This window comes from Micromonospora craterilacus (assembly GCF_003236315.1).
In the GTDB taxonomy this organism is placed as follows: Bacteria; Actinomycetota; Actinomycetes; order Mycobacteriales; family Micromonosporaceae; genus Micromonospora; species Micromonospora craterilacus.
The window spans coordinates 1-19,511 of record NZ_POTY01000131.1 but is presented as its reverse complement, the minus strand read 5'-3'; the positions used below and the strand labels follow the sequence as shown (position 1 = coordinate 19,511).

Genomic DNA, 19,511 nt, shown 5'->3' with positions numbered 1-19,511 from the left:
CCCGGCGCCGGGCGCCGGGCGCCGGGCGCCGGGCGCCGGGCGCGGGGCGCGGGGACGGAAACCGGGTGCGGAGGTTGTGCCGTGTGGCGCAGGATGGGCCCGTGAGCGAGCCGTACCCGATGAAGCCGTCCCCTGTCGCCGTGGCCACTGCCGCGGGCCGACAGCGGACCGCGCCGGGTCCGGCCTCGCTGCACCACTCGCCGTCGTGACCACGGCGTTCCTGGCCGGGCTGGTTGCCGGTTACGGCGTCGCCATCCCGGTCGGCGCGATCGCGGTGCTCATTCTCGGGCTCACCGCGCGTACCTCGTTCCGGGTCGGCGCCTCCGCCGCGCTCGGAGTGGCCGTCGCCGACGGGATCTACGCCGGCGGCGCGGCGCTCGGCGGCGCGGTGGTGGCCGGCTGGCTCGCCCCGGTCGCCGGGCCGATGCGGCTGGTCGCCGCCGCGGTGCTGCTCGCCCTCGCCGGGTACGGGGCGTGGCGCGCCCTGCGCGTGGCGGCCCCGGTCGGCCCGGCGGGCGCGCGGCGTGGGTTGGACACCCCGGCCCGGGCGTTCGCCGGGATCCTCGCGCTGACCCTGCTCAATCCGGCCACCGTCGTCTATTTCACGGCACTGGTGCTCGGCCGCGGAGACCGGGGCGGGTCCGAGATCGGCGTCGCCGTGCTGTTCACGCTTGGCGTGTTCCTCGCCTCGGCCAGTTGGCAGTTGCTGGTCGCCACGGGCGGCAGCCTGATCGGTCGGGCGCTCACCAGCGACCGCGGCCGTCTGGTCACCGCGCTGCTGTCGAGCGCCATCATCGCGGCGCTCGCCGTCGGCATGCTCCTCAATGGGTGATCGCCCCCCATTCATCCACTATGGACGACGAAGTATGACGATCCCGTTATGGATGTGTTTCACCTTGGCGTAGCAACCGTGCTGCCAGAACATCTTCCCCTGTTCGGCTGATGTTCGCCCTCCGCCATCCGCCTAGGGTGCTGGGCAAATCCGTGGATCACTCGCGCCCGCTCGCCGATCCGGGGAGGGCGCGGTCGGTCTCACCCTTCACGAACAGGGAGACGAGTTGACGAACATTCGTACCCATCAACCGGGAGGCGGCCGGCCGCGCCGTGGGCGCCTGGCCGCCCTCCTGGCCACGGTGCTGGCCGCGACGATGTTGCCGGTCCTGGCGGTGGCTACCCCGGCCAGCGCCGCCCCGTCGGCCGACGGCCCGTGGCGCAAGGTGGACGGCAAGCCCGCCGCGACCAAGTCGGGCCGGAAGGCCGCCATCGAGGCGAAGCGGCTGGCGGCCTACACGGTGGACCGCGCCGGCCTGAAGAGCCAGCTCGACCGGGCGCCGATGGAACAGCGCCGGGCGGCGCGCCAGCAGCGGCAGGTGGTGTCCCTGCCCGCCCCGGACGGCACCTTCCAGCGCTTCGAGCTGGTCGAGTCGCCGGTGATGGAGGCGGGCCTGGCCGCCGCCCACCCGGAGATCACCACGTACGCGGGCACCGGCGTGGACGACCCGACGGCGACGATCCGGGCGGACCTGACCCCGCTCGGCTTCCACGCCTCGGTCCGCTCGGCCGACGGCGCGTGGTACATCGACCCGTACTACCACCGCGACCAGAGCCTGTACGCGAGCTATTTCGCCCGGGATCTGGAGAACCAGCACGGTGACTTCGTCGAGCGGGAGGACGTCGAGTCGGCGGCCCACGCCCTGCACGACGAGGTCGAGTCGGCCCTTGACGAGCCGGTGGCCGGCCCGCTGGTGACGCTGCGGACCTACCGCCTCGCGTTCGTCACCGACCCGTCGTACGCCACCTACTTCGGCGCGGAGAACGTGACCGCGGCGAAGGTGACGTTGATCAACCGGGTGAACCAGATCTACGAGGACGAGACCGCGATCCGGCTCGTCCTGGTCAACGACACCGAGAAGACGAACCTGAACACCCCGGCGCTGGCCACCGAGCCGAACGGCCCGTGCGGTGCGGCCGCCTGCTACACCCCGGCCCAGATCAGCTCCTGCGGCAGTGGCCTGCTGAGCCGCAACCGGATCGTGCTCGGTCAGCTGATCGGCGCCAGCAACTACGACGTCGGCCACATCGGCCTCGGCGTCAACGGTGGCGGCGTCGCCAGCCTCGGCGTGGTCGGCGGTAACAGCAAGGCGCAGGGCTGCACCGGCCTGCCGACGCCGATCGGTGACTTCTATGCGGTGGACTACGTGGCACACGAGATCGGCCACCAGTTCGCCGGCAACCACACCTTCAACGGCAACCAGTGGAACTGCTCCGGTGGCAACCGGAGCGCGGCCAACTCGTACGAGCCGGGCAGCGGTTCGTCGATCATGGCGTACGCCGGCATCTGCCAGCAGGACAACCTCCAGCCGCACACCGACCCGTACTGGTCGCACCGCAGCTACACGGAGATCACGAACTACGTCACGTCGAGCCGGCCGGCGATCAACGAGGTGCAGACCGCCTCGCTGCGCGACTTCGACACCGCCGGCGACTCGTTCACCGTCAACTACGGCGGGGCGGATTCGGCTCCCATCGTGCGGGGGGTCAACTACACCACCGCCGGGATCAAGGCCGCGATCGAGTCGATCGCGGGCTGGCCGGCCGGCGGCACGGTCACCGTCGCCGCCTTCGGCGGCAGCGGCACGCTGAACGACACCGGGTTCCAGGTCACCTTCGGTGGCACGCTGGCCGCGACCAACGTCGCCCAGCTCGCCCTCACCAACCTCTCCGGTGCCTCCGGGTTCGTGGGCGAGACGGCCAAGGGCGGTGCCATCGACAACGGCGGCCACCTGGTCGAGCAGACCAGCAACCGGGCTCCCGTGGTCACCGTGCCGGGCACCGTCACCATCCCGGTGCGGACCCCGTTCGCGCTCAGCGGCAGCGCCACCGACGCCGACGGCGACACGGTGACGTACCTGTGGGAGCAGAACGACCGGGGCGGCACCGCCGGCACCGCGCTGATGAACAACACCAAGACCAACGGTCCGTTGTTCCGGGTGTTCAGCGAGCCGGCGTGGGTGTCGCCGGAGGACACCCTGAAGTACCACTCGCCGGGCCAGAACGCGGTGACCACCAACTCGACCCGGGTCTTCCCGGACCTGAAGCAGATCCTGGTGGGCAACACGAACGCCAAGACGGGTACCTGCCCGGCCGCCCCGGCGCCGCCGGCGAGCGGTGGCGCCTCGAACGTGCCGGCGGAGACCCTGGACTGCTACTCGGAGTTCCTGCCCACCCGGGACTGGGTCGGCTTCACCAACGACCGGACCATGCACTTCAAGCTGACCGCCCGGGACGGGCGGCTCGGTGGCGGCGGCATCGGCAGCGCCGACGTCGCGGTGGTGCTGGCCCCGAACGCCGGGCCGTTCCTGGTCACCTCGCAGGGCTCCGCCGCCGTCCTGGACGGTGCCTCAACGCAGTCCGTGACCTGGGACGTGGCCGGTACCGACGTGGCGCCGGTGAACGTCGGTCAGGTGCGGATCACCCTCTCCGCCGACGGCGGCGAGACCTTCCCGCACGTGCTGGCCGAGAGCACCCCGAACACCGGTAGCGCGACGGTCACCCTGCCGAACGTGGCGACCGAGCGGGCGCGGATCAGGATCGAGGCGGTCGGCAACATCTTCTTCGATGTCAACGACGCCGAGTTCACCATCCGGGCCGTCCCCGTGGTCACCAACGACGCTCCGGCCGGCGGGGCCAGCGTCCAGTACAGCGACGCGCTCTCGCCGACGGTCACCGTCACGGCCACCGACGCCGACACCGCCGGCGCCGCGCTGACCGCGTCCGCCGTGGGTCTGCCGGCCGGCCTGGCGCTGACCCTGTCGGACACCTCCGGGGCGGACACCCTGCCCGGCACCCGTAGCTGGACGGTCACCGGCACCACCGTGGCGGCACCCGGCGACTACCCGGTCACCGTGACGGTGTCCGACGGCACCGGCCTGGCCGCCAGCACCTCGTTCGCCATCACGGTCACCGCCGAGAACGCGGCGGCGACCTGGGCCGGCGACACGCTGGTGAGCACCGCCACCAGCGGGGCTGCCGGCAAGGCGCTGCTCCGGGCGGTCCTGCGGGACAGCTCGGTGCTGCCGTCGTCGACGGACACCACCGCGGGTGACCTCCGCAACGCCACGGTGACGTTCACCGCGGGCGGCGCGGCGCTCTGCACCGCCGCGGTGGAACTGGTTGCCGCGCCCACCACCACGGGCTCCGCCGCCTGCGAGGCCACCCTGCCGGCGGGCACGCACACGGTCACCGCGACGGTCGGTGGGTACTACACCGGCAGCACCAGCGCCACGGTGACGGTGGCCGTCTCGGACGGCGGGTTCCTCACCGGTAGCGGTCACGCCATCGTCAGCCGCTCGGCGGGGGCGTACCCGGCCGACCCGGCGTCGAAGGTCGAGGTGGAGCTGACCGCCAAGCCGGCCACGGCCAAGAAGGCGGCGTCCGGCGAGGCGGAGATCGAGTTCCGTTCCGGCGGCACCACCTACAAGGTCAAGGCATCCACCGTCGACGGTCTCGGTGTGACCTCGGCGGGCAAGGCGGCCGAGGTGCGCTACCGGGCCAGCCTGTACGACAGCAAGGGCAAGGTGGTGGCCAGCGGTCTGACGCTCGCCGTGACGGTGACCGACCGGGGTTCCCCCGGCCGGAACGACACCGTCGGCGTCACCCTGTGGCAGGGCGGCGTCCTGCTCTTCTCGTCCGACTGGACGGGGGCGGGCACCGGCGAGGTCAAGCTGACCGGCGGCAACCTCACCGTGCACTGACCGACGGACCGACAGCGCGGGAGGGCGCCGGCAGCGGTGTCCTCCCGCGTACCCGTTTCCCGCCGTGCGGTGGCGATCTCCCGTGCCGTACGGTCGGGGGTATGAGCAGCCGACCCGCCGCCGGGGGCGGCCGGTGGGTCGAGGTCGACCCGGCCCGCGTCGCCCGCTGGGTCGCCGGCTTCGCCGACCGGCACGGCCCGCCCACCAACACCGTCCAGGGGTACGGCCTGCTGCTGGCCGCCCCGGACGGCGCCACCGCCGAGCTGCACACCCCACCGGGCGCGCCGGCCACCCTGGATCTGGAGACCTTCGTGGCGGCGGCCACCGCGCCGCGACGGATCGGCCTGCTGCTGGCCCGCAAGGGCGCGGTGGCGGTCGGCGTCGCCGAGGGCGAACAGCTACCGGTGCACAAGGTGGACACCCGCTACGTGCAGGGCCGTACCGCCGCGGGTGGTTGGTCCCAGCAGCGTTTCGCCCGCCGCCGCGACAACCAGGCGAAGGCGGCGCTGGCCGACGCGGTCGACCTCGCGGCCCGGCTGCTGCTGCCGGTGGCCGATCGGCTGGACGCGCTGGTCGCCGGCGGAGACCGGCGGGCCGTGGACACGGTGCTGGCCGACCGCCGCCTCGCCCCGCTCGCGACGCTGCGCGCCGACCGGCTGCTCGACGTGCCCGAACCCCGGCACGCGGTGCTGGTGGCCGCCGTCGCCGCCGCCCGGTCGGTCCACATCCTGATCCGGGAGCCGCAGAGCGACGCCGGCGGGCAGGGCAGATTAGAACCCTGACGCCCGAGCCGCGGGAGCTAGCGGCTCGGGCGTAGCGAACCGTCGGTGATCTCGGACGGCCGTGCGCTGCTCACGGACGGTGTGGCGACCGCGAGCGGGCCGGCCTTGTTGTTCATGATCGAGGCGGCTCGGGAGTCGGCGATGGTCTGGCAGATGTTGTTGAAGGCGTCCTGGACCTTGCGTTCCTCCTCGAACACGTCGCCACTGAGTTTGCTCAACGCGTCGCTGACGTTGACCGCCACCTCCTGGGCGGTCGGCGCGCTCAGCTCGTTGGTTTTGGGTGGGTCCGGCACCAGGCCCTGGGCGATCGTGCTGCCGATGATGAGAACGCCACCGGCGATGGCCACTCCGCCGGTGGCGAGGGTGAGCCCGGTGCCGACGGCGATCCCGATCAGGGTTCCCCAGGTGAAGCTCTTGGGATCCTTGCTGTTGTTCAGCTCCCGGACCGCTTGGATGGACTGGTCGAGCAGGTTCACGACCGCCTTGCGGTACCGGATGTACATGATTTTGCTGCATTCGAGCTGTTCGCGGACGACCTTGGCCACCGCCGCCTGGTTGACCGAGACGTTCTGCAACGGGGTCAGGAAGTTGTCGATGAAGTTGACCTGCATGTCACCCTGCCAGTGGTTCATGTCCGCCCGGACGTCGTTGATCCGGGAGAGGGCGGGGCTGGCCGGGGTGAAGTTTCCCGCGTTGTCCTGACTGCCGTGGAACGAGCTTTCGATGGTCCGCAGGCCGTCGATCATCGGATTGATGGCGTCCGGGTCCGGCAGGAGGTGCCTCTCGAACGCGGGCACCACCCACTCGTAGTAGTCGTTGCGTACGGTCTGGCGGTACGCCTCGATCTCCTCCGGCGGGATCGGCGACATCGGACTCGTCGCGCTCGTGTTGCCGGTCCGATGAGCCCGCTCCCACTGCACGTCGACGGCCTTGCGCCAGGACTCGATGTCGTCGAGCGTCTGCCGGATCAGTTCCCGTTTCAGCTCGGCGGCCTTGGTCCGAACCGTGTTCTCGTAGGTGCTGCCGGCAAGTTCGGACGGGGTGGTCACGGAGTCGGTCATCAGCGGGGTGTCCTTCTGCCTGACGGGTAGGGGTCGGTGACGCTGGCGGTCAGGGCAGCGGTGGCGGGGTGCCGGGGTGGTCGTCGGCGTCCTCGGCCGGCGGGTTCGACGCCGGATCGTTCGGGTTGTGGTTCCTCGGGTCGTCCAGGTAGAGCTGCAGGGCGTCGGAGTTGACCAGGTCCGTGTCGAGGTACGCCTGACTCGCCTGCCGGATGCCCTCCGCGCCGACCAGCACCGTGTCGCCGACCTGTGTGTACATGCGCTGCAGTTCGTTTCGCAGCGCGGCCCAGGCGGCCCCGACCGGGCTCGACAACGCGGTCGAGCCCGGATAGACGGGGGTGCTGTCCCGGAACGCGTCGGCGTCGCTCGACGAACCCGAACTGCGCGCGCCCGCGACCACCCGGGCGGCGTCGTAGTAGACGTCGGCGATCCGGGGGAGGTGCACCTCGGAAACCCGCCAGAGGCGGTAGAGGTCGCCGCCAACAATCTCAGCCATCATCGGTCCCCGTGTCTCTGGATATCTGATCTCCGTCGGCCGGGACCGGCGAAGGTGGAGGTCAATGCGGTGTGCGTCCGGCGGGTGGCGCGGTCAGGGCCGACGGCGACGGGCCGCCGCCCAGCCGACCGCCAGCAGGACGATCACGCCGGCTCCGGCGGCCAGGAGCCACCAGCGGGTGCCGTCGCCGGCCGGGTCGTCGTCCGGCGACCCGCCCCCGTCGCGAACCGCGTACAGCCGGTGCTCGCTGGTCGCCAGCAGGTAGACCGTGCCGGAGCCGTTCACCGCCAGCTGTGGAACCAGCGTGCCGACCGTCTGCGGGTCGAGCGTGGCGACCGTCCGTACCGTCTCGTCCAGCCCCAGCCGGAGGAGCTTCCGCTCGCCCTGGTCGTAGAGGTAGATGCCCTGGGTGCCGGCGGCGATCGCGGCGACGTTGTTCAACGGCGGCTCGGCCGGTGGCCAAGAGTCCGAGGTGGACAGTGCCCACGGCCCGTCCCCGACGCCTCCCGCACCCGGTGCGGTGACGGTGGCGAGTTCGCCGCCGCGCAGGCGATGCAGCACCAGGCCGTCGGCGAGCCACACGTCGCCGTCGGGCGCGACGGTGATGCTGTTCACGGCCGGCACCGGCACCTCCGTGGCCGGGCCGCCCGCCGCGGTGAGCTGGCTCGCGCCGTTGCCCGCGACGGTGGTGATGGTGCCGGACGGTGCGACGGCGCGTACCCGTCGACTGGTCAGGTCGCCGAGGTAGAGCGTGCGGTCGGCGGCCACGGCCAGGCCGCCGGGCTGGCCGATCGCCGCGGCCGTCGCCGGACCGCCCTCGCCGGCCGAGCCGGGCAGACCGGTGCCGGCCAGCACCGAGATGGTGCCGTCCGGGGCGAGCGCGAAGACCCGGAGCAGAGCGACGTCCGCCAGGTAGAGCGTCCCGTCCGGACCGAGCGCCAGACTGGTGGGGCTGCCCAGATCGACCTCGGTGCCCGGCGTGCCCTGCGGGACCGGAGTGCCGGGGCTGCCGGGCCGGCCGGTGCCGGCCACCGTGGTGATCGTGCCGGCGGGAGACACCGCCCGGATGATGTGGTTGCCGGTGTCGCTGAGGTAGACCGTGCCGTCCGGCGCCACCGCGACCCCGGAGGGCGTGTTCAGCCCGGCGGACGCCGCGGGACCCCCGTCGCCGGAGTTGCCGGCGGTACCGACGCCGGCGACCACCACGAGCTGCTCGGCGTTCGCCGCATTGTCCTGGGGAAAGACCAGGGCCGTGGTGCTCACGACAATGGCGGTCAGCGTTGTTCCGATTCCCCGGGTTGTGAACACTCGACGTGTCTACCACAGGATCTTGGATCTCAGGTGCCGCAGATCCGGGCGGTCGCGCGTTCGCTCCACGTGGTGCACTCTGCCCGGGAACGCTTCGAAACTAAGGAGGATCATGTCCTTTGGCAGCCATCAGTGGGTGGCGACGGCCCTCTCACCCGATCGCAACGTCAAGGCTCGGGTGTCGACTGACGGCCAGGTGGAGATAACTTTCCAACCCGGAACCTTCGAGACCTACAACGAGAACCAACTCAGTTATCAGCTGTCCCGGTTGGGCATGGTGACGTGGGTTTCCGTGCAACGGGCGCGTACCGAGGCCTACCGCGTCGCGCAGGGGATGACCCAGCAGGAGGTCGTCCAGACGGAACAGGCCGCGCCGCTTGATCCCCGGCGGGAGAAGTACAGCGAGGACCTGGCCCGGGTCGAGGGCGAGGGGGTCTCGACCTCGGGGGCCGTCCGGATCCGGACCACCGGCATGGCCGGCTGGTCGGTCGATCTGGAGAGCGGGTGCCTGCGTCGGCTCGGCGAGGGGGGCTTTCTCGCCGAGGCACAGTCGGCGGTGCGGGCCCTGCTCGCCGATCGGGATCAGAAGATCGTCCTCATCAAGGCCAAGTACTTCGATCTCGGCATCCCCCGGCGGTGGCGGGAGCTGACCAGCCAGCTCCCGCAGTGACCGCTCGCGCTGGAGGGCAGGTGCGGGGCCGGAACCAGCAGTGGTTCCGCCCCCGTCACTGTCCGCTGCGGAAGGTGTCGCAGGAGGCCGGGTTGCCGGTCTCGTAGCCCCGACTGAACCACCGCTTGCGGTCGGCGGACGAGCCGTGGGTGAACTCGTTCGGGTTGACCGGGCGGTTCGCGCGCTTCGAGATCGCGTCGTCGCCGATCTTCTCCGCGGTGTCGATGGCCTGTGCGATGTCCCGCTCGGTGATGCTCTTGAATATCTTCTGACCGCTGCCGTCGGCGGTGCCGGTGGCGTTGCGCGCCCAGGCGCCCGCGTAGCAGTCGGCCTGTAGCTCCAGCAGTACCGACAGCCGGTTGGCGTTGCCCGGGTCGCGCTGCTGTGCGCGGCGGACCTGTTCGTTGGTGCCGAGCAGGTTCTGCACGTGGTGGCCGTACTCGTGGGCCAGCACGTACGGCTGGGCGAACTCGCCGGCGGCGCCGAGCTGTTCGGCGAGCACCCGGTAGAACGAAAGATCGATGTAGACCAGCGAGTCGGCCGGGCAGTAGAACGGGCCGACACCGGAGTCGGCCGCGCCGCAGGCGGTGTTCACGGCCTGGCTGAAGAAGACGGTACGGGTCGGGCGGTACTGCTGGCCGAGCGCCTGCGGCAGGGCGGCGCGCCAGTACGCCTGGATCGAGTTGACGTAGAGGGTGTTGCGGCAGTCGAGCTGTTCCAGGGCGTCCTCGGCCGCGCACCGCTGCTCCAGCGAGGCGTTGTCGCCCTGCGGTTCGTCGGCACCGGTCATGACGTTCAGGCCGAGGCCCCCGCCGACGAGGGCGACCAGCACGGCGATGACGATCCCGACGATGCCGCCGCGCCCGCCGCCGATCGGGATGGGGATGCCCAGCCCGCCGCCTCCGCCGGTTCCTCGCCGGTCGTCCACCTGGCTGGTGTCGATCCGCGCGTTCTCGTTCAGCTCCATGGTGACCCCGATCAGTCGGTGATCAGTGTGGTGGTCGCGGCGCAGGGTAGCGGACCGGACGGCGAGACGGTACCCGACGATCTTGGTCGGTAATCCGCGACGGCCGCCAGTCGCGGCCCGGTACACTTGACCCCGTGCTGCTCTGCGAAGGCTGAACGCCCCGCGCCGACGGGTCCACCGAGACTCGCCGGCGCTTTCGTGTGCCCTGAGTCAGCCCTCCGGATCCCGAGAGCGAGTACCCCGACATGATCACTGCCAGCGGCCTGGAACTGCGCGCCGGCGCCCGGATCCTGCTGTCCGACACGACCCTGCGGGTGCAGCCGGGCGACCGGATCGGCCTGGTCGGCCGCAACGGCGCCGGCAAGACCACCACCCTCAAGGTGCTCGCCGGCGAGGGGCAGCCGTACGCCGGGCAGGTCGACCAGCGCAGCACCGTCGGCTACCTGCCGCAGGACCCGCGTACCGGCGATCTGGAGGTCGCCGGCCGGGATCGGGTCCTCTCCGCCCGCGGCCTGGACGTGCTGATGGCCGGGATGAAGGAGCTGGAGGCGCAGCTCGCCGACGGCGGCGACGAGCGGCTGGTCCGCCGCTACGGCGCGCTGGAGGACCAGTTCGCCGCCCTCGGCGGGTACGCGGCCGAGGCCGAGGCGGCCCGGATCTGCGCCAACCTCGGGCTGCCCGACCGGGCCCTCGCACAGACCATCGGCACCCTCTCCGGCGGCCAGCGCCGCCGCATTGAGCTGGCCCGCATCCTGTTCCGCGACGCCGGCGACAACGGTGGCGGCATCCTGCTGCTGGACGAGCCGACCAACCACCTCGACGCCGACTCGATCACCTGGCTGCGCGGCTTCCTCGCCAACCACAAGGGCGGGCTGATCGTGATCTCGCACGACGGCGACCTGCTGGAGTCGGTGGTCAACAAGGTCTGGTTCCTGGACGCCACCCGGTCCGTGGTCGACGTCTACAACCTGGGCTGGAAGGCGTACCTGGAGGCGCGGGAGACCGACGAGCGGCGCCGGCGCCGGGAGCGGGCCAACGCCGAGAAGAAGGCCGGCGCGCTGATGGCGCAGGCGGACAAGATGCGGGCCAAGGCCACCAAGACCGTCGCCGCGCAGAACATGGCCCGCCGGGCCGAGCGGCTGATGTCCGGCCTGGATGAGGTACGCGTCGCGGACAAGGTGGCCAAGGTGCGCTTCCCCGCCCCGGCGCCGTGCGGGCGTACCCCGCTGACCGCGACCGGCCTGTCCAAGTCGTACGGCTCGTTGGAGATCTTCACCGACGTCGACGTGGCGGTGGACCGCGGCTCCCGGGTGGCCATCCTCGGGCTCAACGGTGCCGGCAAGACCACCCTGCTGCGGATGCTCGGCGGCCTGCTGGAGCCGGACACCGGCGAGGTGCGGCCCGGTCACGGGCTGCGGCTGGGCTACTACGCCCAGGAGCACGAGACGCTGGACGTGGAGCGGACCGTGCTGGAGAACATGCGGGCCGCCTCGATCGAGCAGACCGACACCGAGCTGCGCAAGATCCTCGGGGCGTTCCTCTTCTCCGGCGAGGACGTCGACAAGCCCGCCGGGGTGCTCTCCGGCGGGGAGAAGACCCGGCTGGCGCTGGCCACCCTGGTCTGCTCCGGCGCCAACGTGCTGCTGCTGGACGAGCCGACCAACAACCTGGATCCGGTCAGTCGGGAGCAGGTGCTGGATGCCATCGCCCGCTACCCGGGGGCGATCGTGCTGGTCACCCACGACCCGGGTGCGGTCCTCGCGCTCAAGCCCGACCGGGCCATCCTGCTGCCCGACGGCGACGAGGACGCCTGGAGCGACGACCTGCTCGAACTGGTCGAGCTGGCCTGAGGCGGGCCACTGAGGGTGGCGGAGAGCGATCAGTTCGCAACACGTCGCGAGCGTCACCTATCGGGAAGCTGACATTGCATAGCGTGTCGGTTGGCGAATAGTTGATATCTGGCGCATGATCGTTCGAGGCGGTCTAATAGGTGGGACCGTATCCGAACCGCACAGTCTGGGACGTGAGGACACAGCATGGCAGCCACTGGCACAGCCACCAGCACTGAGAAGGGTCGCCGGATCGTCGGAGCCGAGCGTCAGACGCTCGCCAAGGACCTCGTCAAGCGGTACACCGGGGGAGAGAGCATCCGTGCGCTCGCGGCCTCGACCGGCCGATCGTACGGGTTCATCCACCGGGTGCTCACCGAGTCCGGGGTGCAGCTGCGGCAGCGCGGCGGGGCCCGGCGTCGCAAGAAGGCGTGACCCGCCCAGCGTCGTCGATCAGCACCGCGACCCGGGCCGCTCGGTGACCGCCGAGGCGACCGGGGTCCGGCTGGAATGCGACGGGCCGGTAGCTACGGTCACCCTGTGCCGGCCCGACGTGCTCAACGCGCAGACCCCGGCGATGTGGCGCGCGATGAGCGACTTCTCCCGGGACCTGCCCGGTGACGTACGCGTCGTGATCGTGCGAGGTGAGGGGCGAGCGTTCTCCGCCGGCCTCGACCTGTCGGTCGCGGGCGCCACCGGGCCGGGCTCGTTTGCCGAGCTGTCCGCCCTGCCCGAAGCGGAGTGCGCCGACCGGATCGCCGCGTTCCAGGGCGGGTTCACCTGGCTGCATCGCCCGGACGTGATCTCCGTGGCGGCCGTGCAGGGGCACGCCATCGGCGCCGGTTTCCAACTCGCGCTCGCCTGTGACCTGCGGGTCCTGGCCGAGGACGCGAAGTTCTCGATGGCCGAGGTCACGCTGGGCCTGGTGCCGGATCTGGCCGGCACCAAGCGCTTGGTCGAGCTGGTCGGCTACGCCCGCGCGCTGGAGATCTGCGCCACCGGCCGACGGATGGACGCCGCCGAGGCGGACCGGATCGGCCTGGCCACCCTCGTCGTGCCGAATACCGAGCTGGACGACGCCGTACGGGATCTCACCGCGGGGTTGCTCGCCCACCACCGGGATGCCGTGGTGGAGATCAAGGCCCTGCTCGCCGGCGCGGCCGGGCGTACCCACGCCGAACAGCAGCGGGCTGAGCGGGAGGCACAGACCCGGCGGTTGCACGATCTCGCCGGGCGGGGCGAATAGTAAGGACCATTCGGGAAGATCCGGGTTACTGGCAAGGTTGTCGTAGTCGTCGGGAGAATTGACCCGACGGTGTGCCGAGACCTGTCAATCCGGAGGTGTGCGTGTCCAACCCGATGGCCGCTGGCGGTATGGGCGGTTGGAGCATGCTCCGGTCGATGCGCAGCCGCGACGAGATCTCCACCCACCGGCTGCAACGCGGAGTCGCCCGGCGGATCGTGGCGTTCGCCCAGCCCTACCGGCGGGACATCGTCGTCTTCCTGCTGACCGTGATCATCGCCGCGGTGATCGGGGTGGCCACCCCGCTGCTCGCCGGCGACGTGATCGACGCGATCACCCGGGGCGGCTCCGAGGCCGCCGCGCTGGTGATCCGGCTGGCCCTGTTCATCGCCGCGCTCGCGGTCGTCGACGCGATGCTCTCGCTCGCCCAGCGGTGGTATTCGGCGCGCATCGGCGAGGGCATCATCCTCGACCTGCGTACCCGGGTCTACGACCACGTGCAGCGGATGCCGTTGCAGTTCTTCACCCGCACCCAGACCGGCGCGCTGGTCAGCCGGCTCAACAACGATGTGATGGGTGCCCAGCGGGCGTTCACCTCGACGCTGTCCGGCGTGGTCAGCAACGTGATCCAGTTGGTGCTCACCGCCGCCGTGATGCTCACCCTCTCCTGGAAGATCACCGCGCTCTCGCTGGTGCTGCTGCCGGTGTTCATCATCCCGGCCCGGCGGGTCGGCCGGCGGCTGGCCGACATCACCCGCGAGTCGTACAACCTCGACGCCAAGATGAACGCGACCATGACCGAACGGTTCGGGGTCGCCGGCGCGCTGCTGGTGAAGCTCTTCGGCCAGCCGGACGCGGAGGCGGGCCGGTTCGCCCGCCGCGCCGAGCGGGTTCGCGACATCGGCATCCAGTCCGCGATGTACTCGCGGACCTTCTTCGTCGCGATGCTGTTGGTGGCCTCGCTGGCCCAGGCGCTCACCTACGGCCTCGGTGGCTGGCTGGCGGTCACCGGGGACGTCAGCGCCGGCACCGTGGTGACCCTCGCGTTGCTGCTCACCCGCCTCTACGGCCCGCTCACCGCGCTGAGCAACGTCCGCGTCGACGTGATGAGCGCGCTGGTCTCCTTCGACCGGGTCTTCGAGGTGCTCGACCTGAAGCCGACGATCCAGGAGCGGCCCGACGCGGTGCCGGTGCCCCGCGGCACGGGCACCGTCGAGTTCCGCGACGTGCGCTTCCGCTACCCCAGCGCGGCGGAGATCTCCCTCGCCTCGCTGGAGGAGGTCGCCACGCTGGACCGTACGGTCAACGAACCGGTCCTCAAGGGTGTCTCCTTCCGGGTCGAGCCCGGGCAGATGGTGGCCCTGGTCGGTCCGTCCGGCGCCGGCAAGTCGACGCTGTCCATGCTGATCTCCCGCATCTACGACGTCACGGACGGGCAGGTGCTGGTCGGTGGGGTGGACGTGCGCGACGCCACCGGCGAATCGCTGCGCGACGAGATCGGCGTGGTCACCCAGGACTCCCACCTGTTCCACGAGACCATCGCGGAGAACCTGCGCTACGCCAAGCCGGACGCCACCGACGACGAGCTGTGGGCGGCCCTCGCAGGTGCGCAGGTCGCCGACCTCGTCCGCGCCCTGCCCGACGGGCTGGACACCACCGTCGGTGAGCGCGGCTACCGCTTCTCCGGTGGCGAGAAGCAGCGCATCGCCATCGCCCGCCTGCTGCTCAAGGCGCCGTCGATCGTCATCCTCGACGAGGCGACCGCACACCTGGATTCGGAGAGCGAGGCGGCGGTGCAGCGGGCGCTGTCGGTGGCACTGACCGGGCGTACCGCGCTGGTGATCGCGCACCGACTGTCCACCGTCCGTGACGCCGACCAGATCCTGGTCCTCGACGAGGGCCGGATCGTCGAGCGGGGCCGCCACGACGAACTGGTCGCCGTCGGTGGCCTGTACGCCGAGCTGTACCGCACCCAGTTCGCGGTGGCCGACTCGCCCAGCCCGTACGTCGACGCCACCGGGCCGGAACCGGTGGTCATCCCGACCCGCGAGTACGTCGCCGACGAGGCGCTGCCGCCCGCCGTCGCCAACTGATCCACCCAACCGGCCGGCCAACACGAAGGGCACCCGATCTTCGGACGGGTGCCCTTCGTGTTGATCGCGTAGGCGTGGATCTCAGTCCGCCCGCTGCTGTCACAGGTGTAGCGACGGTTACTCGCAGGGGTATACTCGGCTGCGAGTAATCGGGTGCGAGGAGACGTCGGATGGCCAAGCGGCGCAAGGTCAACAATCTGATGGCGCTGGCCGTGCTCTCCGTCCTGGTGCAACGACCGATGCACCCCTACGAGATCGCCTCGGCGCTGCGTGGCTGGGGCAAGGACCAGGACATGCCAATCAAGTGGGGGTCGCTCTACACGGTCGTCGGCAACCTCGACAAACACGGCTTCATCACGGCCGTGGAGAGCGTGCGCGCCGGCCGGCGCCCCGAGCGCACGGTCTACCGCATCACCGACGCCGGCCGGGCCGAACTGGTCGACTGGGCACGCGAGCTGCTCGCCACCCCGATGGCCGAATACCCGCGGTTCCGGGCTGGCCTGTCGGTCCTCGCCGCCGTGCACCCGGACGAGGCCGCCGACCTGCTGCGGCAGCGGCTGAGCCAGGTGGTCGAGAACATCACCGCGGCCCGGGCCGCACTCGCCGAACACTCCACCGAGGTGCCCCGACTGTTCCTGATCGAGTCCGAGTACGACCTGGCGATGCGGAAGGCCGAGGCGGCCTGGATCCGGGCCGTCCTCGCCGAATTCGACTCGGGCACCTTCCCCGGGCTCGACCAGTGGCGGGCGTTCCACGAGACCGGCGAGATCCCGGCCGAGTTGGCCGCACTCGCGGAAAGGACCAGCACCCCCGACGAGCCATCCGAATGACGACGCCCCGGCGCGGTGCGCCAACACCGCGCCGGGGCCCTTACCTCGAACCACACCTGGGCAGGCGCTCGGCACGAGGCGGCAACCAACGAGGATAGCCGGGTTCCCACCCAGGGCGGTTCGCCATGCACCGGACCGAGTCCCAGGGAGGACCAATGACCGACGTACGGACAGCAATCATCATCGGCGGCGGCATCGCCGGCCCGGTCGCCGCGCTCGCGCTGCACCGGGCGGGCATCGCGGCGACCGTGTACGAGGCGTACCCGAGCACCGCCGACGGCATCGGTGGCACGCTGGCGTTGGCGCCCAACGGCGTCGCCGCGCTGCGGATCGTCGGCGCGGACCAGGCGGTCACCGACGCCGCCACGCCGATGCACCGCACCGCGCTGGTGATCGGCGCCAACCGCGTCGACCTGCCCGTCCTGGCCGGCGCGCCGCCGCTGCGCGTGGTCCACCGCAACGCCCTGCACCGGGTGCTGCACCAACGGGCGACCGCCGAGGGCATCCCCGTCGTACACGGCAAACGGCTGACCGGCGTACGGGAGACCGCCACCGGGGTCACCGCCGAGTTCGGCGACGGCAGCACCGCCAGCGCCGACATCCTGATCGGCGCCGACGGGGTGCACTCCACCGTGCGTAACCTGATCGACCCGCACGCGCCGGGGCCGCGGTACACCGGTGTACTCGGCTTCGAATCGGTGGCGGCGCACACTGTGGACGTCGAGCCGGGAACGATGACCTTCACCTTCGGCCGGCGCGGCTACTACCTCTACTGGTCCGAGCCCGGCGGCGGCACCCGCTGGGGCGCCAACCTGCCGCAGGACCGGCCGATGAGCCTGGCCGAGGCCCGGGCGGTGCCCTCCGACGACTGGCGGCAACGGCTGTGGGCCGCGTACGGCGACGACGACCCCGGTGCCGCGCTGATCCGTACCAGCGACCCGGACGGATTGCAGGTATCCGGGTCGCTGCACATCATGCCGCCGGTGCCGCACTGGCACCGGGGCCGGATGGTGCTGGTCGGCGACTCGGTGCACGCGCCGTCGAACAGTTCCGGGCAGGGGGCGTCGCTGGCCATCGAGAGCGCCGTGCAACTGGCCCGCTGCCTGCGCGACCTGCCGGACGTACCGTCGGCCTTCACCGCGTACGAGCGGCTGCGCCGGGCCCGGGTGGAGGGGATCGCCGCCCGCGCGGCCCGGATCAACCACGCCAAAGCACCCGGACCGGTCGGCCGGGTGGTGATGCCGGTGATGATGCGGATGCTGATGAAGGTCGCGATGAAGCCGGAGAAGACCCTCGGCCCGGAGCAGCGCTACACAATCGACTGGGACGCCCCGGCAACGACGGAGAGGGCGCTCGCCTGACGCCGGCGCCCGCGTCACGGACGCGGCCGGCGCCGGTGCCGGTGGCTCGCTCCCGCCGGTGCCGGTGGCTCACTCCCGCCGGGTCGCCTCGCGCAGCTCGGCGAAGGTCGCGCCGAGGGCCTGCGGGGTGTAGTGCGCGTTCAGGCCGCTGGGGTTGGGCAGCACCCAGAGCCGGGCGCCGGCCAGCGGCTCCGGCTGCGGGCCGAAGGTCGCCTTCGGCCGCAAGAACCCGATCCGGTACGCGGTCACGCCGACCACGGCCACCCAGCGGGGCCGGTACCGGGCCACCTTGCCGGCCAGCTCCTGCGCGCCGGCGACCAGCTCGGCAGCGGTCAGCTCGTCGGCGCGGGCGCTGGCCCGGTCGACCAGGTTGGTGATGCCGAGCCCGAGCCGGGGCAGCTCATCCTGCTCGCTGGGGTGCAGCAGGCGCGGGGTGAACCCGCCCCGGTGCAGGGCCGGCCAGAACCGGTTGCCGGGGCGGGCGAAGTGCCAGCCGGCAGCTGCCGACCACAGCCCCGGATTGATCCCGACGAAGAGCACGTCCAACCCGGCGGAGATGAGATCCGGCAGGGTCCGGTCGGCCGCCGCGGCAAGCTCCTCCCGGCTCGGACGTGGGTTCCGGCGGGCCGACGGTTCGTCGCAGGTCGGCTGGTGGGTCGGCTCCTTGCGGCGCGGGCGCGGGTCGCGGTCTGGTGCCGGCGAGGCGGTCACAGGCCGCGCAGCGCGCCGCCGTCGACCGGGATGGTGACCCCGGTGAGGTAGCTCGCGGCGGGGGAGAGCACGAAGGCGGCCACCCGGCCGAACTCGGCCGGGTCGCCGATGCGGCGCAGCGGGATGCCGGCCTCCGCCTCGGCCTGGGCCCGCTCGGGGTCGCCGGTGGCGGCGAAAAGTTCCCGGTTACGGTCGGTCAGGATTCGTCCCGGCAGCAGCCCAATCACCCGTACGCCGCGCGGGCCGTACTCGTCGGCGACGTCCTTGGCGATGCCGGCCAGGCCCGGACGCAGCCCGTTGGAGATGCCCAAGCCGGGTACCGGGCCGCGCGCCGACGTGGAGAGCACCAGCCCGATCGCGCCGCCGTCGGGCAGCGCGGCCGCGACCGTGCGCACCGTACGCACGCTGCCCAGGAAGACCGTCTCGAAGGACTGCCGCCACTGCTCGTCGTCGACCGAGGCGGCGGTGCCCGGTGGCGGGCCGCCCACCGAGACCAGGGCGCCGTCGAGCCGGCCGAAGTGGCGCTGCGCGGCGGCCACCAGCAGCCCGGGCGTGGCCGGGTCAGCCAGATCGGCGGTGACGCCGACGGCCCGGTCCGACCCGCCGAGGCCGGCCGTGGCGGCGGCCACCGCGTCTGCGTCCCGGGCGGAGAGCACCACTCGGGCGCCGTCGGCGACGAGGCACTGCGCGGTTGCGTAGCCGAGCCCACGGGAGGCACCGGTGAGCACGTACACCCGATCGGTCAGTCCGAGATCCATGCCACCGATCCTGCCGCAGCCAGCCGCGGCGCGACATCCCGGGCCCGCCGCGCTTCTCTTCGGCCGGAGGGGGAGGGGTGTTAACAAGGGGCCCTTCCTCTACCGGTCGCTCTGAGAAGGTGCCCTTCCTTTCACGGGTGCAGCAGGCGGACTCGACCGGCGAGCTGGATGGCGACGGCGCTGCCGGCCCGGCCGACGGCGGGGGACCGGCGACGGCGCGGGGGTCGCTGCCCGTCGTAGCGGAACGCCGCCTCCCGGACGGCCAGCTCCTCGGCACCCAGCGCCGGCAGCGCGTCGCGGGCCCGCAGCGCGCGGGCCAGGTCCCAGCCGTCACGCAGCCCACCGCTGGTGGGCCGGTCCGCCGCCCACTCGATGAAGGCCGCCGGCCAATCGGCGCGGAGCCCGGCGGCGAGCAGTGGCCAGTGCCGGGCGACCTCACCGGCGCGCTTGCGCAGCAGCGCGGCGCGGGCGGCGGCCAGCGCTGCGGGAGCGAATCCCGGCGGCAGCGGCCCGCCGGCGACCAACGCCGCCACCAGTTCCGCCTGCCGGTGCGCCAGCGATCCCGGCGTCTGCCCGGCAGCGTCCGGGGTCGGTCCGGGCGCATCGGCGGCCGGCAGCGACGGGCGGGCGACCGGCAGGGACGCGACC

At 72.0% G+C, this 19,511-nt stretch carries 17 protein-coding genes; 10 read left to right on the top strand and 7 right to left on the bottom strand.

What is annotated here, in order from left to right; genetic code table 11:
* The first annotated feature begins 205 nt into the window (after positions 1-205).
* From C1I95_RS20110 to C1I95_RS20100, 3 genes are all read left to right on the top strand, one after another.
* A complete protein-coding gene (locus C1I95_RS20110) occupies positions 206-832 on the top strand; it encodes a LysE family transporter (protein ID WP_111215369.1) in 627 nt (208 codons plus the stop codon).
* 226 nt (positions 833-1,058) lie between these two features.
* Positions 1,059-4,754 (top strand): reprolysin-like metallopeptidase, encoded by a 3,696-nt coding sequence (locus C1I95_RS20105; protein WP_233513769.1) that lies wholly within the window; start codon positions 1,059-1,061, stop codon positions 4,752-4,754.
* A 101-nt stretch (positions 4,755-4,855) separates the two neighbouring features.
* On the top strand, positions 4,856-5,536 hold the full coding sequence (locus C1I95_RS20100) for an acVLRF1 family peptidyl-tRNA hydrolase (protein ID WP_111215367.1): 681 nt from the start codon (positions 4,856-4,858) through the stop codon (positions 5,534-5,536).
* 17 nt (positions 5,537-5,553) lie between these two features.
* Here the strand turns inward: C1I95_RS20100 and C1I95_RS20095 are convergent, their stop codons facing one another.
* The 3 genes from C1I95_RS20095 to C1I95_RS20085 form a co-directional block, all read right to left on the bottom strand.
* On the bottom strand, positions 5,554-6,597 hold the full coding sequence (locus tag C1I95_RS20095; RefSeq protein WP_111215365.1) for a hypothetical protein: 1,044 nt from the start codon (positions 6,595-6,597) through the stop codon (positions 5,554-5,556).
* A gap of 49 nt (positions 6,598-6,646) precedes the next feature.
* Entirely contained in the window at positions 6,647-7,093 is a 447-nt protein-coding gene (locus C1I95_RS20090) for a hypothetical protein (RefSeq protein WP_233513768.1), read from the bottom strand.
* 93 nt (positions 7,094-7,186) lie between these two features.
* Positions 7,187-8,356: an NHL domain-containing protein gene (locus C1I95_RS20085; RefSeq protein ID WP_158566431.1), complete on the bottom strand. Its 1,170-nt coding sequence runs from the start codon at positions 8,354-8,356 to the stop codon at positions 7,187-7,189.
* A 157-nt stretch (positions 8,357-8,513) separates the two neighbouring features.
* Here C1I95_RS20085 and C1I95_RS20080 point away from each other — a divergent pair, with 157 nt between their 5' ends.
* On the top strand, positions 8,514-9,071 hold the full coding sequence (locus C1I95_RS20080) for a hypothetical protein (RefSeq protein ID WP_111215362.1): 558 nt from the start codon (positions 8,514-8,516) through the stop codon (positions 9,069-9,071).
* A gap of 55 nt (positions 9,072-9,126) precedes the next feature.
* On the opposite strand, the gene ypfJ is transcribed toward C1I95_RS20080, so the two are convergent.
* A complete protein-coding gene (ypfJ, locus tag C1I95_RS20075; protein WP_111215376.1) occupies positions 9,127-10,038 on the bottom strand; it encodes a KPN_02809 family neutral zinc metallopeptidase in 912 nt (303 codons plus the stop codon).
* 245 nt (positions 10,039-10,283) lie between these two features.
* Here ypfJ and C1I95_RS20070 point away from each other — a divergent pair, with 245 nt between their 5' ends.
* From C1I95_RS20070 to C1I95_RS20045, 6 genes are all read left to right on the top strand, one after another.
* Positions 10,284-11,888 carry an ABC-F family ATP-binding cassette domain-containing protein gene (locus tag C1I95_RS20070; RefSeq protein ID WP_111215361.1) on the top strand — a complete coding sequence of 535 codons (1,605 nt, stop codon included), beginning with the start codon at positions 10,284-10,286 and terminating at the stop codon, positions 11,886-11,888.
* A 186-nt stretch (positions 11,889-12,074) separates the two neighbouring features.
* Positions 12,075-12,302 carry a helix-turn-helix domain-containing protein gene (locus tag C1I95_RS20065; RefSeq protein ID WP_007072022.1) on the top strand — a complete coding sequence of 76 codons (228 nt, stop codon included), beginning with the start codon at positions 12,075-12,077 and terminating at the stop codon, positions 12,300-12,302.
* Between the two features lie 43 nt (positions 12,303-12,345).
* Positions 12,346-13,113 (top strand): enoyl-CoA hydratase/isomerase family protein, encoded by a 768-nt coding sequence (locus C1I95_RS20060; RefSeq protein ID WP_111215360.1) that lies wholly within the window; start codon positions 12,346-12,348, stop codon positions 13,111-13,113.
* 113 nt (positions 13,114-13,226) lie between these two features.
* Positions 13,227-15,203 (top strand): ABC transporter ATP-binding protein, encoded by a 1,977-nt coding sequence (locus tag C1I95_RS20055; RefSeq protein WP_111215373.1) that lies wholly within the window; start codon positions 13,227-13,229, stop codon positions 15,201-15,203.
* Between the two features lie 170 nt (positions 15,204-15,373).
* A complete protein-coding gene (locus C1I95_RS20050) occupies positions 15,374-16,033 on the top strand; it encodes a PadR family transcriptional regulator (RefSeq protein ID WP_111215359.1) in 660 nt (219 codons plus the stop codon).
* Between the two features lie 155 nt (positions 16,034-16,188).
* Positions 16,189-17,394, top strand: coding sequence for an FAD-dependent oxidoreductase (locus C1I95_RS20045; protein WP_111215358.1), 1,206 nt, complete (start codon positions 16,189-16,191; stop codon positions 17,392-17,394).
* Between the two features lie 69 nt (positions 17,395-17,463).
* On the opposite strand, the gene mug is transcribed toward C1I95_RS20045, so the two are convergent.
* From mug to C1I95_RS20030, 3 genes are all read right to left on the bottom strand, one after another.
* Positions 17,464-17,964: a G/U mismatch-specific DNA glycosylase gene (gene mug / locus C1I95_RS20040; protein ID WP_233513770.1), complete on the bottom strand. Its 501-nt coding sequence runs from the start codon at positions 17,962-17,964 to the stop codon at positions 17,464-17,466.
* Between the two features lie 137 nt (positions 17,965-18,101).
* The gene (locus C1I95_RS20035; protein ID WP_111215356.1) at positions 18,102-18,863 is read right to left on the bottom strand and encodes an SDR family oxidoreductase; all 762 of its coding nucleotides are present in this window, start codon (positions 18,861-18,863) and stop codon (positions 18,102-18,104) included.
* A 131-nt stretch (positions 18,864-18,994) separates the two neighbouring features.
* Positions 18,995-19,480, bottom strand: a complete 486-nt coding sequence (locus C1I95_RS20030; RefSeq protein ID WP_111215371.1) for an SCO6045 C-terminal-like domain-containing protein — start codon at positions 19,478-19,480, stop codon at positions 18,995-18,997.
* Between the last annotated feature and the right edge of the window lie 31 nt (positions 19,481-19,511).